The sequence below is a fragment of the Thermostichus sp. OS-CIW-32 genome, from assembly GCF_054060415.1.
The window spans coordinates 51295-69851 of the sequence record NZ_JBSSDD010000004.1 but is presented as its reverse complement, the minus strand read 5'-3'; the positions used below and the strand labels follow the sequence as shown (position 1 = coordinate 69851).

The following is an 18557-nucleotide window of genomic DNA, read 5'->3' as shown; positions in this document are numbered from 1 at the left end:
CGACCGTCAGGCTTCCTACCAGAACCCGATGGGGGGGATCCCCTCTGAGCAGAGCCCATGTGCTCTGGGGTGCGAGCGCCAGGCGCTTGTCCAGGTTTTGCGCAGCTACAGCCAGTTGGTGAAGCCCAAGATCATCGCCCTCTTGCTGATGACGACGGCTGGGGCCATGTGGATGGCAGGCAACACCGACCCGTTCAGGTTTTTCATCACCCTTTTGGGGGGAGGAATGGCGGCGGCGGCAGCCAACGTCATCAACATGGTGTATGACACCGATATCGATCGGATGATGGAGCGAACCCGTCATCGCCCCTTGCCTTCCGGTCGAATCCGAGCGCGGGATGCTCTGATTTTTTCGGGGATCCTGGCTTTGACTGCTTTTGGGCTGTTGGCTATTTTCACCAACCTGCTGGCTGCCGGTTTGGCCATGGTGGGGATCCTGGTGTACGTGGGGGTCTATACCCACTGGCTGAAGCGTTCCAGCACGCAAAATATTGTCATCGGTGGAGCGGCAGGAGCGATCCCACCTTTGGTGGGCTGGGCAGCAACCACAGGCGAGCTCAGCTGGGCCGCGTGGGTGATGTTCGCCATCATCTTTTTGTGGACTCCACCCCACTTCTGGGCTTTGGCCATTCTGAAGCGGGAAGACTATGCCCGTGCCGGGGTGCCGATGCTGCCGGTGGTCGCGGGCGAAAGACTCACTGCCGCACAGATTTTGCTCTACGCGCTGCTGATGGTTCCGGTCAGCCTGTTGCTGGTTTACCCCTTAGGGATGCTGGGATCCTTTTATCTGAGCGCGGCGGCGCTGCTGGGATCCCTCTTGGTTTGGAAGGCGGTGCAGTTGCTGCAGGATCCCTGCGACCGAGATCGGGCGGCCTCGCTCTTCACGTTTGCCAACCTGTATCTGCTGCTGTTGTGCGGGGCCATGGGTCTGGATAGGTGGTCGTTAACCCACATCCTCTGGAGCCAGGCCACTGCGTCCCTCCAAGGGATTTACACCACCCTCATAGCGCTGGCCAGCTGACTTGCGCGAATAGGGGATCCCTGGGTTGATAACCCCCGTTGGCCAGCCGGTTTTTCCTCAAAATTGCGGCCCACTCTCAGAGAGTGACACTCCATACCGTGCAGGGTAGAATGAGCTAATCATTAGCCAAGCAAGACACACCCGGCCATGACCAATGAGGAAATTGAGACGCGGTTTGTCCAGTTGGCCGAAGCTGTGACCAGGGTGGCCAATACAGTTGCCCAGGTTACCGATGCTCAGCTTGCCTTGCAGACCCTTTCAGGGCGTCTCGCCGAAGTCGTCCTGGAGTTAAGGCAGGAAGTGCGAGAATTGCGGCAGGAGCTGAGAGAATTGAGGCAGCGGCAGGCTGAATCGGATCAACGCTTTGAGGTTCTCCTTCAGGAAATCCGCTTCTTGATCCGCCGCCAGGGAGAGGGGCAACCATGACCGGGTTTGCCGCTATGCCTTGCCTGTTTCCCACGAGGCCACAGATTGCTGGGTCGAAGACATTGGATTGGAACGGAGCGATATCACCATCGGTGTGAATTGTGGGAAAGGCTGGGGATCCCTTGTTCCACTGCTGTTTTTTTGCTCCTGGTTCTTGCTGGCGAACCTTTGGCCTGTCAATTCGCCGGGGCTAACCGTCTTGGTGAGCTTCGCAGGTTCCAGGGTTGAAGAGTCCCAGAACCCTGGCCTGCCGGAAACTCTCCAGGCTTTGGATGCTGTTGGATCATAACCAACTCACAATCAATGGAGCTTAGCGGACTTGAACCGCTGACCCCTTCAATGCCATTGAAGTGCTCTACCAACTGAGCTAAAGCCCCGATTTACTTTGCTTCAGGTCAGAATCCGCTCAAGGATCCAACTTTCTATTCCATTCTACACCTGCAGCCTGTAGAAGCTGCCTTATTGGTAAAAAGTGCTGGGATCCCATACTAGATAAGTGGAGGATCCTTGTCAATAGTTTGGATGGCTCAACCGGGGGGAAGCAACAGTGGGGTTTGCTCGGCCCTCAGCCTTTTGTTGCCCGGCATCCCAGGAAGCCCGCAGGGTGGTAGAACGGAGTCAGTGGCAATTGAGGGGCCTGTGACACAAGAAACTCAGCTTAACCGCATTTTGGCGGCTTCTTTGCTGGTCGTCTGCCTTATTGCGGCCATTGTCGGGGGCACGCGCCCTGCCCCAGAGCCTACCCGAGGCGGGGTTGGCCTAGAGGCCGCACGGGGGGCGGATCGCATCGAGGTGGTCACCCTGGAAGGAACGATAGGCGGCCCAGGGGGTTCGACTTTGGTAGGCCTGCCCACTTCTCCTGTGGAACAGTTGCGGGAGGCAGCACGGGATCCCTCTGTCAAGGCTGTATTGCTGCGCATCAACAGTCCCGGCGGAGCTGTGGGATCCAGCCAGGAACTCTACCGTGCCGTAACTGCTCTGCACGAGGCGGACAAGCCGGTGATCGCTATCCTAGAAAACATTGCTGCCAGTGGGGGGTACTACGTGGCCAGCGCTGCCGACAAAATCTATGCCAACCCTGGCACCCTGACCGGCAGCATAGGGGTTATCATCAGCGGCCTCAGCTTTGGTAAGTTGCTGGAGAACTACGGCATAGAGCCGCAGACCTTCAAAACCGGCGAGTACAAAGACCTTCTCTCTCCTTTCCGCAGTGCCACTCCTCAAGAGCAGCGCCTTCTGCAAAACTTGGTGGAGGATACCCTCGAGCAGTTCATTCGCGATGTGGCCCAAGGACGCCAGCACTTGCCAGAAAAGGCAGATGAGGTGCTGGAAGCAGAGATGATCGCGCGACGGCAGAGCTTGGATGAAGACCGGGTGCGACAATTGGCCGATGGACGCATCTTCACCGGGGCGCAAGCTGTGGAGGTGGGCTTGGTGGATGCTTTGGGGGGGTACACGGAGGCGGTGGAGGATCTGCGGCGCATGACCGGGGATCCCTCTTTGTCGCCGGCGGGTGAGGGAGAGGGCTTCCAACGAGTACTGCGACGCCTGTTAAGCCAAGGACTGTCCTCGCAAAGGCAAGCCGCTTGGCTGGGCCGGCTGTTGGAGAGCAACGAGGCTGTTGGGATCCCAGACGTGCCGTTGCTGTGGATGGCGCCGGAGTGGACTTTGCGCTAAACCTAAATCTAATCAGGACGGGTTTTGGGTGTGGGGGGTGAACGGTGAATCGAGAACCGGTCGCGCCGGCGGCGCAGGGCACTTTGAGAGCAGCTGCTCTGGGAGTGCAGGGCAATACTTGGAGAGAGGGATCCCAGAAGGCCAATTCCTTGGCGGAGCTGGATTGGGCCATCGACCTGGAGCTGTTGACCAGTCGGGCTTGGGTGGAAATTGACGCAGCCCAGCTGCGAGAAAACCTGCGGCTGTTGCAGAGGCGCCTAGGCTCAAACGTCGAGATCTGGGCGGTGGTGAAGGCCAATGCCTACGGGCATGGGGCGCAGTTGGTGGCTCCCGTGGCTGTTGCGGCTGGGGCCAAGGGGCTGTGTGTGGCCACCCTGGCCGAAGGGATCGAGTTGCGGCAAACGGGGCTGCAGGCTCCGGTTCTGGTGTTGGGAGCTTTGAATACTTGGGCAGAACTACAGCAGGCCATGGCAGCCCGGCTAGAGGTCAGCCTCACCTGCACAGACCAAATCCCGCTGATGCGCCAGGTAGCCCGTTGGGCCGGGCGCCCCGTCCCGGTGCATGTCAATGTGGATACGGGTATGACCCGTTTGGGGATCCCCTGGAAGGAAGCAGCAGCCGTGTGGGGGCAGATTTGTCGGATCCCGGAGCTGGAGGGCTGTAGCTTGTTTTCCCATCTGGCGACGGCGGACGAGCCCCATTCTCCAGTCATGGAACAGCAGCACGCCCGCTTTGCCCAGGTGGTGGAACAGATCCGCCAAGCCGGGGATCCCTTGCCGGCGCTGCATCTGGACAACTCAGCCGCCGCTCTGGCCCATCTCCACTACTCCCGTGTGCGCCTGGGACTGGCCCTCTATGGCTTGTCGCCTGCCCCCCACTTGCAACTGCCGGGTCTGCAGCCGATTCTGCGACTCAAGGCGCGGCTGACCCACATCCAAACTGTGCCTGCCCAGACCGGAGTGAGCTATGGACATCGCTACATCACCTCTCGCCCCAGTCGCATTGCCACTCTGGCCATCGGCTATGCGGATGGGATCCCACGGCGGCTTTCCGGCTGGCTGCGAGGATGGGTGCGCGGCGGCTTGATCCAACAGGTGGGCACAATCACGATGGATCAATGTATGTGGGATGTAACCGAGAGGCCGGATATCCAGGTGGGGGATGTGGTGGAGCTGCTGGGCCCCAATCTGGCAAATGCGGGTTTATCTGTGCAGGATTGGGCCGATCAGTTGGGTACTATTTCCTATGAGTTGCTGTGTGGACTTTCTGCCCGTCTGCCGAGAGTGTTGGTTAACCCTCTGGGGTTTGATGATGGCTGACAGGACAGATCCGATTGCCTCAGCACACCCAAATACATCAAGCCCAGATAGGAGCGGGCCAGAGGCTGTTCGCGTCAGCAGCAGGGGATTTGGCTTGACTTGTCAACAGAGAATAGAGCAGCATCGAAGGTAATCGAGAGCACTCCTGCTCCCTGAAAGACAGGGGCTTGGCGGCGGGTTCGATTCACATCAGGAGGTAGCGATGGCGGAGGAACATAAGCCTCTGAAGGGCCTGGAAAATCAAATGGAACGGGCTGTTCTGGAGATGGTCAACGACATCCTGCTGATGGAGAGTCAGCAGCGCTACTGCTTCTGTGAGAAATTCTGTAACGATGCTGCCGCCCTGGCTTTGAACAACCTCCAGCCTCGCTACGCCACCAGTTTTCACGGCTCTCTCCGAACTTTAGAAGCCATTCAAGCGGATCAGGAGTTGCAGAGGCTGATCCGGTTGGAGGTGGTGAAGGCCATGGACAAGGTGGCGGCCAATCCCCGTTGCCCGGAGCCTGAATGTCCTTTGCTGCTGCGCGACGCCGAGACGATAGAGTTAGAACTGGCCCCTAGCGACAATTGAAGGAATGGCTCTGATGGAGCTGCGCTCCGCTGGCGCGAACGTTTCCCCTTCGCCGGTGGCCTTTCTTGGCCCTGCTGGAACCTACACAGAGTTGGCAGCTTTGCTGGCCTGCCCTGAGCAGCCTCACCTGCACAGCCAGGGATCCCACCCCTTAGTGCCTTATCCAACGATCAGCGCCTGTCTAGAGGCGGTAGCTGCCGGCCAGCAACAATGGGCGGTGGTGCCGGTGGAAAACTCGGTGGAGGGGGGGGTCTCGATGACCTTGGATGCCCTGTGGCAACTGGAGGGGCTAGGGATCCGGCAGGCGCTGATCCTGCCCATTCGCCATGCCCTCATCGGACGTGCCTCGCGGTTGGAGCAAATTGAGCAGGTCTACTCCCACCCGCAAGCTTTGGCCCAATGTCAGGCTTGGCTGAGATCCCATCTGCCCCAGGCCACTTTGATCCCAACCCGCTCGACCACCGAAGAATTGGATCGCCTGCAGGAGCAGCCCAGCGCCGCCGTCATCGCCTCAGAACGAGCTGCCACCCTCTACCAACTGCCGGTCTTGGCCTGCCCGATCAACGATCACCCCGACAATTGCACTCGCTTTTGGGTTATTGGCCGTGCGCCGCTCTCGCGTTCCGGTCAACAGGGTGAAACCTCTGCCGATCCTGCTTCTCCGGGGGGATCCCATACTTCCTTAGCCTTCAGCCTCCCCCACAACGTGCCGGGAGCGCTGCTGAAACCTCTGCAAGTGTTTGCGGAGCGAGGCCTGAATATGTCTCGCATTGAGTCGCGCCCCACCAAAAAATCGGCAGGGACGTATGTCTTTTTTGTCGATTTGGAGAACCCTATCGGCCAACCCTATTTGGATGCCGAGGTGGTTGCGGCGCTGGAATCAATTGCTGAAACCTTGAAGCTCTTCGGCAGCTACCCTGTGCATGACCTCTGCAAACAAGGGGATCTATCCCAAGTAGCAAAAGCCCTGCCCTCTGAGGGGAAAGCGCGTCCAGCGTAGCCAAGTCTTTCAAACCGTTGAATCCATCTGAGTCATCAGGCCCGAAAGCTGGGAGCGACACCCGATAGAGTCATTTCAGGTTAGGGTGAGACGCCTGGGCTGCTGATCGCGCCAGCGGGACGGAGTCCTTGAAAAGCCTTCTGGATCAGTGCATGCAACATTTTGGGTTTGAGTTCAGTGTCCCAGTTTAAATCCAAATGACCGTAGCTTGGAACCAGGACTGCTGTCCCGAGCACTGGGGCAGACCAGGATCACTTCACAGAGCTCGATAACCTTGCCAGGCTTGCCAAAAAATGTAAAGAGAAAGAATGGCCAGGAAGCCCCGAAACAACAGACTGACGGTTTCATCGGGCAATTTGGGCAGGGTGCGTGTGCTAATCTGTACACCGATTAACCCCCCTGTGCCCAAGATTAAACCTGGGATCCAGAGCACATTCTGGTGGATGGTGCCGTCCCCGAACCCCAGGCCATTCCAGATCCAATCGCTGAGGCCCGCATGGCTGGCAGTGGCAGCAACTGCTGTGATCACAATGGCCCCCAGACTGGTCTGAATCGCCACTTTGATCGTCTCTTTCAGCAGCAGGATCTGCATTGGCACCAGGATCACCCCACCGCCGATGCCAAACAGCCCGGCCAACAAACCGGCAGCGCCACCGGTCAGGGCGCGGGCTAACCAGGGAGACATCTGCCCTGAGGACTCCGTCCCGCTGAGGTGCTCGGCACCGCTGACGTCAGCCCCCAATTCTTGGGCCTGGATAACCACCTTTTTGTTGAGTTGCACCAGGTAAGTGTTGGCCAGCAGCAACACTCCAAACGCTGCCAACAGCAGATAGCTGGGAAGGCGACTGGCGATAATTGCTCCTACTTGAGCCGTAAGCAACGCTGGGATCCCCAGCAGGATCACCCGTTTCAAATCAAGCATGCCCATCCGCCAGTTTTGGATGCTGCCCGCAATCGAGGTCATAACAATGGAAAGATTGCTGGTGGCTGCAGCTTGAACCGGTGGGATCCCCAAGCTGACCTGTAAGGGCACCAGGATCACGCCACCGCCAATGCCCAGCACCCCGGCCAGGATCCCTGCCACCAGGCCGCCAATTGCCAAGGCCAACTCCATCCCCTACCACTCCCCACCGCTGCTCTATCTTGCTGGCCAAAAAGCCGCCATCATCGTAACATTCTCCAGTCCTGGCAAGACTAGCAGGGATACATCGGTCGAGAAGCCTTGGGTGTGGGGTTGAAAAGAGGCGCATCATAATAATGTTGGACAGTAAATATTGGACAGTCGTACCGCCTTGGTGCAGATCGCGCCAGCATGTCAACTTCATCCATAGGCAAGGAAGCCTTCATGGTTGCCATCCATCCGGCAAATGATCTGGGTGCTCTGAAAAATCCGGGTTCCACGGCAAGAGGATCCCAGCCTGCTTGGTGGCCTCCATCTGGGCGGCAACAGGGAACTGTGGCCCCTCTGCAACCTCTGGGGCTGGTTGCTTTGGAAGGTTTGGCCACCTGGGGAGATCGCCTGTTGGGCTTGGATCGGGTGAGGGGCTATTTGGTGGAAATTCAAGAGCACAACACCCTGCTGCTCAATCCCCATCATGTCCATTCTTTCCAAGGCGCTTACGGTTTGTGGGTAGAGTCAGAAGGGGATCAAGCGTGGATTTGGCTCAGTCGGGAGCAAGAGGGGCAGATCTTGCGCATTCCCATGTCCGCTCTGCAGCAACCGGGATCCCTGGAAGCCTTTCAAGTGTGTAGCTGCCCCTGCCCCATCGAAGGGATCGCCCTCTGGAGCGATCCCCACACGGGAAACCGCTACCTCTATGCCACCTGCTACCGACGGGAAAAAATCCTGCAACTGGATCCCAGCCGTGGTCTCATCGTGCAGGAGATGCCTGCCCCTGGGGTTGGCCGAGAACAGATTGCGGTGCAGGGAGACTACCTCTGGGTGAGCGATCGGGTGGAAGAGACGATCTACGTGCTGGAGCGCCAGACCGGGCGAGAACTGGCCCGTATCCTCACCCCTTCTCCTGGGCCAACAGGCTTGGCCCATTGGCGGGGGCAACTCTGGGTGGCCTATGCCCACGAAGAAGCCTACATCCACGACAACCCCAACGCTCCAGATCCCTTGTCGGTGGCCCTGCGCGATAAAACCTGGGTGGCCCCCCTACGCCTGCGGCCTTTGGATCCCCCTAGCTCCCCCGACCCCTCTGGCGGCAGTGGAACCGAGGCCGAGGATTCCCCCATTGCCTGTCCGGTAGTTTTTCAGCCCCAGTGTCTGGGGGAACGCGCCACCTACACCCTCTCCCACGGCTATCGGGTGGAGCTGACCTATGTGGAAGAAATTGCCCAAGAAGAGCCGCGCTTCCTGCCCGATTTGGTCTGGCGAATTGCCTTGCCCTGCAACAGCCTTCGCCAACGGGTGCGCAGCCTGCACTGGGTAGGTCTGCCGTTTGAAGTGGAAGAGAAATCTGGCCAACAGGTGGCGGTGTTTTCGCTGGGATCCCTGGGGGCCCATGAGGTGCGCTTGTTTGGCTGGCGGGCGGTGTTGGATCTCTACAGCATCAAGTACTGCATCGATCCACTGGATGTAGAGGCTGCCGTTTTGCCCAGGGAGCTGCGGGATCGCTACTTGGTGGACGATGACTACCTGGCCATGGACACCTCGATTGTCCGAGAGGCAGCGCGGCTGGCCGTTGGCAGCGAGACCAACTTGCTGCGCAAAATGCTCAATATCCGGGCCTATGTTTACGACAAGCTCTCCTACCGGGTCACCTCTCGCATTGATCCGCCGGATGAGGTTTTGCGGCGTGGCTCCGGTTCTTGTGGCGAATATGTGGGGGTGCTGTTGGCTTTGGCCCGCCTCAATGGAATCCCTTGCCGCACGGTGGGGCGCTACAAATGTCCTCCCCATCCAGAACTGAAAGGGATCCCGCTGTTTCCCCAGTACAACCACGTGTGGATTGAGTTTTATCTGCCCGGCTGGGGTTGGGTGCCGATGGAGTCGAACCCCGACGATCGGGGGGAGCGCCCCTATTCGCAGCGCTACTTCATGGGCTTGCCCTGGACCCATGCCGAGATCGCCAAAGGGATCCCTTTCGAGACGATCAACACCGACCAAGCCTCAATTGGGGAGCTGGCCATTAACCATGTGCAGTTTCGCATCTTAGAAGAAATTTGAAAGGCGAATAGAGTGAGAAAACGGGCCTGAGATTGGCCAACACTGCTCCGGGAGTGATTTTTGCCGAAGATGACGATGTGGCTCCTGATGTGGTGTGGGTAAGCCGGTCTCGACTGAGAACAGCGTTAGGGGCGGATGGCAAACTCCACAGTGCCCCAGAATCGGCGGTAGGAGTGCTGAGCCCTGGAGCTCGCAATATTGGCCAAGATAAGCAAACTAAGCTCAAGCTTTACAGTCGGCTTGGGCTACAGGAGTATTGAGTGGTGGACTGGCAACAGCAACAAGTGGAAGTCTACCGGCGTCAGCAAAGGCAGTTGGTGTTGATCAAAACTTGCTTGGGAAAGATGAATTGGACTCGAATTGGACTCGCCGTTGCTGCCGGGGCTTGCGTGCCCGATTTCACAGCTGTGGATGCCACCTCTTGCCTGAGTCTGGTGGGAGCCCCATTGCTCGCTCGAAAAGCTGCCACCCGAATGGGGAGCTGTCAATAGAGCTGCACTCCGCGGGCGCGAATGTCGCTTTTTCTTCCCCAGCCTGATGCTGGAATGGCTATGGGCCAACAACAGGGCTCTGCCCCCATCTGGGGCTTGCGTTAAAGACTAGGATAGGAGACTACGGCGGGGCTTGGCTTCGCTCCAGGCACATCCATCCAAAGCAATCCGCTCTACCTCCGAGGCCAGCCTCAATGCTTTCAGGGCCTGTTCCCCACCCACAGAAGGTTGGTTGCCCCCCCGCACGCAATTGATGAAGTGCTCCAGTTCGGCATGCAGCTTGTCGATATTGTCGGTGTGGACTTTCTCAATCAAACAATCCCGCTGGTAGGGCATTTGGCCGTAGTCGCTGGTGCTGCCGACGGATCCCTGGCGGTACACCGAGATCTCATTGTGTAGAAAATCTGCTTCTACCAAGGCATTCTTGCAGTGGACGGCAATTTTGCGCACCTTGCGGTGGGTGACCTTGCTGGCAGTGAGGGTGGCGATGGCACCGTTGGCAAAAGTGAGAGTAGCCGTGACGTAGTCCAGGTAGCCCAGCTTGGAGATGCGGTTGCCGCTGGCGGTAATCTGGGTCACGGGAGATGGGATCAGCTCCAGCAACAGATCGATGTCGTGGATCATCAAGTCGAATACCACCGACACATCGCTGGCGCGGTCGGAATAGGGGCTGAGACGGTGAGCCTCGAAAGCCAGAGGTTCTTCACTTTGCAAGACTTGGCCCAGCTTTTGGAAAACAGGGCTGAAGCGCTCGATGTGCCCCACCTGCAAAATACAATTGCAATCGGCAGCTCGGTTCACCAGCGATTCTGCTTCGCTGATGCTGGCAGCGATGGGCTTTTCGATCAGCACATGTACCCCGGCCTCCAGGCAGGCCATACCCACCTCGTGGTGCAGAACCGTCGGCACGGCAATGGCCACGGCAGCTACATGGGGCAGCAGATCGCGGTAGTCCTCATAGAAATGAACGCGGTGGCGGCTGGCCACATCCAATCCCCGTTCCACGTTGATATCCGCTACCCCCACGACCCGCACATCCTTCATCAGGCTAAACACGCGGGTGTGGTGCTGGCCCATGTTGCCTACCCCGATCACCCCAACCGGGACAGCTTGCTCTGGGTAAGCCAGTGGACGGCGGGGAGAGTTGGCAGAACTCGGGCAAGATCGGGCCATGACGTTTCCACTACCTCCACCACAAGGGTTTCGCGAACCTCGCTCCATCTTTCGGTAACGGAGCGCCGCATTTCACGAAACAAACTTCACAAAGCTTACCATGCCTCCCTTAGATCCAGTTCAAGCCGGGGATGGGCGGCAGGTGCAGCGGGGGCTGTTGGCAGGATTGGGGGCTGAAACAGAACAGCGGCACCGGGCTAGAGCGAAACCACATGCGGGCGTAGAATCCGCTTGGACTGAGGGGCAGGCCAAGCCAAACGGGGAAAAAGAAGACAAAGGACGCCAAAACCAAGGCCACCGCCGTGATGCTCGCCCCGCGCCAAAAGCGGCGATAGCTCTGCCAGCCCAGCAGCACCAACCAAGCCAGGGCTAGGGTGCTAAACGCCAGAGCGCTCATGTAGTGGTAGATAAAAACGCAGCGGCTGACCCTAAACCAAGGCAGGTAATTGGCCGCATAGCCAATCAAAATGAAGGCTTCGAGACCGTGAAAGTGGCGGATCCCTCGCCAGACAAGCACCAAGATGGATCCCGTCCCCAGCCACCACAGCCAAGGATTGCCCAAGCCATGAACAGCTTGCCAGAGGTTGCCCTGACTGCCGAAGTAGTAGGCCACGGGGCGGCCCAGAATTGGCCAGGACCAAGCTCCTGCCGAGGCCAAGGGCGTAGTCAGCCAAGGACGCAAAGCCGGGAACCAAGCCACCAGGGATCGCAAGCTGGTGGAGCAGTAGGGGTGAACAGGGGTCTCTTCGTTCACCACCAGGTGGGCTGCCATGTGGCCGCCGTAGATGGATTGGTTGATGAGCACCAGGGATCGGAAATAATTCTGGATGCCCGTCCAGCTCCAATCCAGAGTTAGTCCCTGTTGGGGATTCAGCTGCAGGTGCGGGATCCACTGAATGGCATAAAAGGCCAGCGGAGCGAGGACGAAGCAGAACGCATAGTGCCACCAGCGCAGATGACGAATCTGGCTCAAAATGCCCAACCGTGGGATCCACTGCGGGCGCAGCCAGACCACCCCCCAGACGAGGATCCCCAACAGAGCAAACATGAAGGCAAACCAGAGGCCATTCCACTTCACCGAAGCTGCCGCCCCCAACAGGATCCCGGAGCAAGCAAAGTGAGCAGCCCGTCGCCAACCTTGGTTTTCTAGACCTCTGAGCAACAGAATGGTCGCTGCCAGCCCAAAGGCTACCAGATACACGTTGATCAGGCCAAAGCGGGATTCCACCAGAAACACCCCATCGGTCAGCAGCAAAACCCCGCTCAACAGAGCAAAGCCCACGTGGTAGGTGAGGCGGTAGGCTAAACCGGTCAGCAACAGCGGGATCAGGGATCCGCAAAAAGCAGTGGCGAAGCGGAATCCCCACTCGTTGCGGCCAAACACCTGAATGCTAAGGGCAATGAAGTACTTGCCCAAGGGGGGATGCACATCGTAAAAAGGCTTGCCATCCAGGTAGTTCTGGGCAAACTCCGGGAAGTACACCTCATCGAATACGGGGGCCGGGAACTCGTCCAGCCGCCACAGGCGCAACCCCAGACCCACCAGAAAGATCCCCAGCGCTCCCCATACCAGCCACTGTCGGGATCCCACAGCACTGTGCGGGGATCCGAGGATGGGCCCAGACAGCAGCAAGCTGCCCTGAGACCGCTCCGGCCCGGGGTCAATGGGGGTTGGCTCTCCAGTCATGGATAGGGCACTCTCAACACTCCGGCGAGGATCCCTAGGGATCCCCAGTGTTACTTTAGCCGACCGTGAAAGTCTAAGCGATTCCAAAGCAAACCACTGCTAGACTGTAGAATTGAATACAAAGTTGGCCAACTTCTGGCCAGTACCCTGTCTGCGCTGGCGCTCCTGAGAGCGGGCGTTTGACGTTCGGTCATCTCAGTGGGGAGGAGACACCGTGGCGACTGGTGGATATGCGTTGGTGGACAGCCTGCACCGGCATGGGGTGCAACACATCTTTGGCTATCCGGGGGGAGCCATCCTCCCCATCTACGACGAGCTGTACAAAGCCGAGTCTCAGGGGCTGCTCAAACATTACCTGGTACGCCACGAACAAGCGGCTGCCCACGCCGCCGACGGATATGCTCGCGCCACTGGCAAGGTGGGGGTGTGTTTTGCTACCTCTGGCCCAGGGGCGACCAACCTGGTGACGGGCATCGCCAACGCCATGATGGACTCTGTACCCATGGTGGTCATCACTGGGCAGGTACCTCGCCATCTGATTGGCACCGACGGCTTCCAGGAGACGGACATCTTTGGCATCACCCTGCCCATTGTGAAGCACTCCTACGTGGTACGGGATCCGCGCCAAATGTCTCGGATCGTGGCAGAGGCTTTTCACATTGCCGGGACAGGGCGGCCCGGGCCGGTGCTGATCGACATCCCCAAAGATGTGGGCCTGGAAGAGTTTGACTATCAACCTGTCAGCGAGATCAACATCCCCGGCTACAAGCCCACCGTGCGTGGCAACCCACGGCAAATCCACACAGCGGCCAAGCTGATCCTGCAGGCCAAGCGGCCCTTGCTGTATGTGGGAGGTGGGGCGATCATCTCCGGTGCCCACGCCGAAATTGCCGAGCTGGCCCACACCTATCGGATCCCGGTGACCACCACCCTCATGGGCAAAGGGGCTTTCGATGAGAACGATCCCCTGTCGGTGGGGATGCTGGGCATGCACGGCACGGCCTATGCCAACTTCGCCGTCACCGAGTGCGACCTGCTCATTGCGGTGGGGGCCCGCTTTGACGATCGCGTGACCGGCAAGCTAGATGAATTTGCCAAGCACGCCAAAGTCATTCACATCGACATCGACCCAGCCGAGGTGGGCAAAAACCGTGCGCCCGATGTGCCGATTGTAGGGGATGTGCGCACTGTTCTGGTGGAGATGCTGGCTCAACTGAGCAAAATGCCCTCTACTCCAGGCCTAACTCAGGCTTGGCTGGATCGGATCGAGCGCTGGAAGCGGGACTATCCCCTGCAGGTGCCCAGCTACGAAGGCGTGATTGCCCCCCAACAGGTGATCGATGCCTTTCGTCGTCATGCTCCCCACGCCTACTACACCACCGATGTTGGCCAGCATCAGATGTGGGCGGCGCAGTTTCTGCGCAACGGGCCGCGCCAATGGATCTCCAGTTCTGGGCTGGGCACCATGGGCTACGGGTTCCCCGCGGCGATGGGAGTCAAGGTAGCCCTGCCTCACGAAGAAGTCATCTGCATCAGTGGCGATGCCAGCTTCCAGATGAACATGCAAGAGCTGGGCACAGTGGCTCAGTACGGCATTGCCACCAAAGTGGCCATCATCAACAACGGCTGGCAGGGCATGGTGCGGCAGTGGCAGCAGGCCTTCCACGGCGAGCGCTACTCCCACTCGGATATGTCTCCCGGAATGCCGGATTTTGTCAAGCTAGCCGAGGCTTTTGGGGTAAAAGGGATCCGCGTCGATCACCCCGATCAACTGGAAGATGCCATCCAGGAGATCCTCAAGCACGAGGGGCCGGTAGTGGCCGACTTTGTGGTCAAGCGGGACGAAAACTGCTACCCGATGGTGCCTGCCGGCAAAGCTAACTATCAGATGATCGGGCTGCCGGAGAAGCGGCAACTGGAACAAGCCGCCGAGCTGATCTACTGCCCCAATTGCGGCACCAAAAACCCCACCCTGCACAAGTTTTGCGCCGAGTGCGGCACCAAGCTCTAGAACCGACGGCCTGACCATTCGGCTGGGGAAGGCGGGCCCCAGCAGCAGGGAGTCTTCGGGGATATCGGGGCTACTGAACAAGCCAGATTAAAACGCTCCCTGAGCGCTCTGCGAGGCCAACACGAGCGACTCCTGCCCCTTTCCCAAAAGGAGAGGAAGGTTGGGATCAGCGCAACGAACGGAGGATCCCTCCTGCCCTGGGGTAGTTCGATCCCCTCAAGGAGGGTAGCCGGAAACTTCTGCCTCTGGTGTCTCTGGCGGTCGGAAGCAGGCACCCTCCAGACCTGCCCAACCGGCTTAGAGGGGTCGGTAAACCCGGTAGTTGATATTGGGGAAGATGTTGTCCATGTATTCCACCTTGGCCAGCCACTGCTCCTCTTCAGGGGTGGCTTTTTCTCGCCGAAACTGACCCTCTTTGATCTTCTCGTAGAGGTGGTTGAAGCGCAGCAGATGGGACTTGGTGCGGCGCACTGCATAGGGAACCATCGTCCCTGTGCGCATGATAAAAGCCCAGTCAGACGATTGAGCCAGTAGCAATTCTCGCGCCGCCTGGTTCAAGGCCCGCCATTCTAGGTCATCGGCAGGCTCGCGACGGCTCAGCTCGATCATCCGCTCGGTGGCCTTGTGCAGGTGGGGGTAGATCCAGGCGTTGGTGGGGTTGAGCCAGTACTCGTGGAAGCCGCGCGCCCCCCAACTGGACTGGGCAGGTTTGCACACCTGCTGGGTGGGGTTCTCCCGCAGGTACTCCGCCAGGTGAGTCATGCGGTAGGTGTTTTGGTCGAAGTAGCTCTTGCGGATGAGAAAATCCAAAAACCAAGGGCCCTCGTACCACCAGTGGCCGAACAACTCCGCATCGTAGGGGGCCACCACCAGCGGCGGGCGGCCCATGACGCTGTACAAATATTCGATTTGCCGCTGGCGGTTGAACATAAAGTTGCCCGCATGCTCTGCCGCTTTCTCCCGCGCCCAATAGGGGTCGTAAAGCTGCTTTTGCCCCAGGTCCAGGTTGCGCCCGGTGATGCGGTGGTACTTGATGCCGGTGTTTTTCCGCTGGCCGTTGGGCATGATGTAAGGCTTGATGTACTCGTAGTCGGCCTCATACCCTAGGTCTTTGTAGAACTCGCGGTAAACCGGATCCCCTGGATAGCCCACCTCTGCCGACCACACCTGCTGCGAAGACTCGTGATCCCGCCCGAAAACGGCGACGCCGGTCTCGGTAAAAATAGGGGCGTACATGCCGTAACGAGGCCGGGGCTTGGCGTAGAGAAGACCATGGGCGTCGGTGATCATGTAGCGCAGGCCGGCATCGGCAATCATCCGCTCCAGTCCTTGGTAGTAGGCGCATTCCGGCAGCCAGATCCCCCGCGGCCATTGGCCAAAGTGCTCGTTGTAGTGCTCACAAGCTACAATCAACTGCGCCCAGACTGCCTGCGGGTACATCTGCATCAAGGGCAGGTAGCCGTGGGTAGCCCCACAGGTGATGATCTCCAGGTTGCCGCTGTCTTGAAACTGCTTAAAAGCTCGCACCAGATCCCGGTCATAGCGCTCCCAGAGATCCCGCACCATGGCAAACTGCTTGATGTAGTGCTCCGCCAGGTAGCGAATGTGGCCGTTGGTGGTGTTTTTGTCGTACTCCAGCTGGGCCAGCTCTTCCAATTTGGTTAGGTAGTGGTCGTAGCGCTCCTGCAGCAAGGGATCCCGCAGCATCGACACCAAGGGCGGCGTCAGGGACATGGTGAAGCGAAAGTCGATGCCATCTCGCTGTAGCCCCTCGAACATGTGCAGCAGCGGCACATAGGTCTCCGTGATGGCTTCGTAGAGCCATTCTTCCTCCAGCACAAAGTCTTGCTCAGGGTGGCGCACAAAGGGCAGGTGCGCGTGGAGTACCAAGGCGAGATAACCCATGGCAGCCGGGGATCCTTACAGACAGGGAAAGATAACGGAGCAGACTTACCCTTCTCAGCAGCAAATCTGTAGAGAAGGTTAAGCCCAAGATTGCTACCTATCGTCCAGCATTTCGTCCTTGGGGTCAAGAGCTGGGATCGCTGGGGATCGCTGTTGGGCTCAGCGGTGACGAATGAAGTCGTAGATCTCCAGATACTCCTTGCCAGGATAGTTCCAGGAGTAGTCGTAGCTCATGCCTTGAATCTGCAGTTGACGGAACTGGTCAGGAGCGGTGTACCAAAGGTCGATGGCCCGATCCAGAGCCGACTCCAAAGCAGCTGGATCTGTGTGATAAAAGACGTAGCCGTTGCGTTGCTCGGGCAATTTGTGGGGATCGTAGTCGCGGTCGAAGACGGTATCCACCAGGCCACCCACTCCTCTCACCACCGGAACTGTGCCATACTTCAAGCCAATCATCTGAGTGAGTCCACAGGGTTCGTAGTGGCTGGGCACTACGATGATGTCTGCCCCCGCATAGATAAGGTGGGAAAGTTCTTCGTTAAAGCCCAACTCAATGTGAACATCGGGGTTGTTGTTGAGGTAGCTTTTCTCGTGGGCAAACCAAGCGCCGATCCCTAGCTCCGTAGCGGATCCCAGCAGAACAAATTGGGCATTTTTGAACAGGGAGCGGTAGATGGCATGATGCACCAAATGCACGCCCTTTTGCTCGTCCAATCGCCCGATATAGGCCACGATAGGCTTGTCAACATCCTGCAGTAGCAGCCGATCCCGCAGAGCTTTTTTGTTTTTAGCTTTATTTTCCAGCGTTTGAGCAGTGTAGCGCACGGGGATAAAGCGGTCGATCTCCGGGTTCCAAATGTCGTAATCGATGCCATTCAAAACGCCGCGAAACTTGTGCCGGTGCAAGTAGAGGGTATGGCCAAGTCCATAGCCGTAGTCGCCAAATTGCACCTCCAGCGCGTGATTGGGAGAGACCGTAGTGACAAAGTTGGAAAAAACAATTCCCCCCTTCATAAAGTTGAGAGAAAAGGGGTTGAAGTTATCGCGCAAACGGTCGTAGTGGAAGTAGTAGGGTTCGCGGTTGAGGCCGGTAGCCCAAAGAATCTCTGGGCCGCCAAAGCCTTGGTGTTTGAAGTTGTGAATGGTGTAGCACACCCGCTGGTTTCCCATGCCGTGGTACTTGTAGATCTCAAACAGCAGCACCGGTACCAACCCTGTCTGCCAGTCGTGGCAATGGATGATGTCGGGGCGCTTGTTGCTTTGTAGGAGAAACTCTAGAGCCGCCTTGCTGAAAAAAGCAAAACGCATGTTGTCATCCGGGCAGCCGTAATAACACCCGCGATTGAAGAAGTTATCGCCCGAGTGGGGCTCAATAAAAAAGCAAAGGCGGCCATGCACCCAGCCGCAGTACACCGAGCAGTGAATGGCTCCCCCGTACCAGGGCACCCAGAGATCGCGATAGGCGTCGTGCAAACCCCAGATCTGGTCGTAGCGCATCGTGTCGTACTTGGGCAAAACCAGCTCGACACAGTGGCCCCGCACCTCCAGCTCGCGGCTGAGGCCGTACACCACATCCCCCAGTCCCCCCGCCTTGATAACCGGGGCGCATTCAGACGCAATCTGCACGATGTACATTTCGAGATCTCCTGTAGCAGAGCCTTACCTTTCTTCACAAAACGATAATCGTTTTTGGCCCCGACAGAACATCCCTCTCAATGGCAAGGGATCCCTGCACTGGGGAACAACCTCTGGGCCGACCGGGTTCGAGCCCCAGCTGCGCCGTTTGCCGGGGAACCTGATCTACGGGAGCAGCCCTCTGGGGAATTATGAGCATTTCGATTCAAACTAGAAACGTTGAATGCACGGGGCCAGAAGGCTTTTCAAGGACTCCGTCCCGCTGGCGCGATCAGTAGCCCAGGCCTCTCACCCTAACCTGAAACGCGACTATGAACGGCTGATCCCGCTGGGGCGGTACCGTTCTTCGAGCCAAGTGCGCAGCTCATCTTCCGGGAAGGCGGCAGCCAAGGTGCCCGTTCTGGGATCGTGGGCATGCCAAAGAACATGGCCGGATGGATCCTGGCTTTACGGTAACTGCAGCCGG

The 18557-nt window shown here is 58.4% G+C and carries 13 protein-coding genes, 1 tRNA gene and 1 pseudogene; 9 read left to right on the top strand and 6 right to left on the bottom strand.

Annotated elements, in window-relative coordinates:
* The first annotated feature begins 28 nt into the window (after positions 1 to 28).
* Positions 29 to 1021 (top strand): heme o synthase, encoded by a 993-nt coding sequence (locus ACVWY8_RS06565; RefSeq protein WP_457393824.1) that lies wholly within the window; start codon positions 29 to 31, stop codon positions 1019 to 1021.
* A gap of 147 nt (positions 1022 to 1168) precedes the next feature.
* Positions 1169 to 1447 carry a hypothetical protein gene (locus ACVWY8_RS06560; RefSeq protein ID WP_011432303.1) on the top strand — a complete coding sequence of 93 codons (279 nt, stop codon included), beginning with the start codon at positions 1169 to 1171 and terminating at the stop codon, positions 1445 to 1447.
* Positions 1448 to 1751: 304 nt separating this feature from the next.
* Here ACVWY8_RS06560 and ACVWY8_RS06555 read toward each other — a convergent pair.
* Positions 1752 to 1824: transfer RNA gene (locus ACVWY8_RS06555), tRNA-Ala, on the bottom strand.
* Positions 1825 to 2086: 262 nt separating this feature from the next.
* Between ACVWY8_RS06555 and sppA the strand changes: the two genes are divergently transcribed.
* The 4 genes from sppA to pheA all read left to right on the top strand — a co-directional run bounded on the left by sppA (position 2087) and on the right by pheA (position 6014).
* Complete coding sequence (sppA, locus tag ACVWY8_RS06550) at positions 2087 to 3124, top strand: signal peptide peptidase SppA (RefSeq protein ID WP_457393739.1); 1038 nt, start codon at positions 2087 to 2089, stop codon at positions 3122 to 3124.
* 44 nt (positions 3125 to 3168) lie between these two features.
* A complete protein-coding gene (gene alr / locus ACVWY8_RS06545) occupies positions 3169 to 4443 on the top strand; it encodes an alanine racemase (RefSeq protein ID WP_457393741.1) in 1275 nt (424 codons plus the stop codon).
* A 202-nt stretch (positions 4444 to 4645) separates the two neighbouring features.
* Positions 4646 to 5014 (top strand): late competence development ComFB family protein, encoded by a 369-nt coding sequence (locus tag ACVWY8_RS06540; protein WP_457393743.1) that lies wholly within the window; start codon positions 4646 to 4648, stop codon positions 5012 to 5014.
* Positions 5015 to 5027: 13 nt separating this feature from the next.
* Positions 5028 to 6014, top strand: coding sequence for a prephenate dehydratase (gene pheA, locus ACVWY8_RS06535; protein ID WP_414389260.1), 987 nt, complete (start codon positions 5028 to 5030; stop codon positions 6012 to 6014).
* A 256-nt stretch (positions 6015 to 6270) separates the two neighbouring features.
* Here the strand turns inward: pheA and ACVWY8_RS06530 are convergent, their stop codons facing one another.
* A complete protein-coding gene (locus ACVWY8_RS06530; protein ID WP_457393745.1) occupies positions 6271 to 7128 on the bottom strand; it encodes a sulfite exporter TauE/SafE family protein in 858 nt (285 codons plus the stop codon).
* 342 nt (positions 7129 to 7470) lie between these two features.
* Here ACVWY8_RS06530 and ACVWY8_RS06525 point away from each other — a divergent pair, with 342 nt between their 5' ends.
* Together ACVWY8_RS06525 and ACVWY8_RS06520 are read left to right on the top strand one after the other, a co-directional pair.
* A complete protein-coding gene (locus ACVWY8_RS06525) occupies positions 7471 to 9189 on the top strand; it encodes a transglutaminase domain-containing protein (RefSeq protein WP_457393747.1) in 1719 nt (572 codons plus the stop codon).
* Positions 9190 to 9221: 32 nt separating this feature from the next.
* A complete protein-coding gene (locus ACVWY8_RS06520; RefSeq protein WP_457393749.1) occupies positions 9222 to 9449 on the top strand; it encodes a Uma2 family endonuclease in 228 nt (75 codons plus the stop codon).
* Positions 9450 to 9788: 339 nt separating this feature from the next.
* On the opposite strand, the gene ACVWY8_RS06515 is transcribed toward ACVWY8_RS06520, so the two are convergent.
* Positions 9789 to 10853: a Gfo/Idh/MocA family oxidoreductase gene (locus tag ACVWY8_RS06515; RefSeq protein ID WP_414407010.1), complete on the bottom strand. Its 1065-nt coding sequence runs from the start codon at positions 10851 to 10853 to the stop codon at positions 9789 to 9791.
* 109 nt (positions 10854 to 10962) lie between these two features.
* Entirely contained in the window at positions 10963 to 12540 is a 1578-nt protein-coding gene (locus tag ACVWY8_RS06510) for a phospholipid carrier-dependent glycosyltransferase (RefSeq protein WP_414387889.1), read from the bottom strand.
* Positions 12541 to 12751: 211 nt separating this feature from the next.
* Here ACVWY8_RS06510 and ilvB point away from each other — a divergent pair.
* Positions 12752 to 14551, top strand: a pseudogene (ilvB, locus tag ACVWY8_RS06505) (biosynthetic-type acetolactate synthase large subunit); the annotation flags it as partial.
* Positions 14552 to 14848: 297 nt separating this feature from the next.
* On the opposite strand, the gene ACVWY8_RS06500 reads toward ilvB, so the two are convergent.
* Together ACVWY8_RS06500 and glgA are read right to left on the bottom strand one after the other, a co-directional pair.
* A complete protein-coding gene (locus ACVWY8_RS06500) occupies positions 14849 to 16456 on the bottom strand; it encodes a glycoside hydrolase family 57 protein (RefSeq protein WP_457384135.1) in 1608 nt (535 codons plus the stop codon).
* Between the two features lie 159 nt (positions 16457 to 16615).
* The gene (glgA, locus tag ACVWY8_RS06495; RefSeq protein WP_457393752.1) at positions 16616 to 18091 is read right to left on the bottom strand and encodes a glycogen synthase GlgA; all 1476 of its coding nucleotides are present in this window, start codon (positions 18089 to 18091) and stop codon (positions 16616 to 16618) included.
* Positions 18092 to 18557 lie beyond the last annotated feature (466 nt).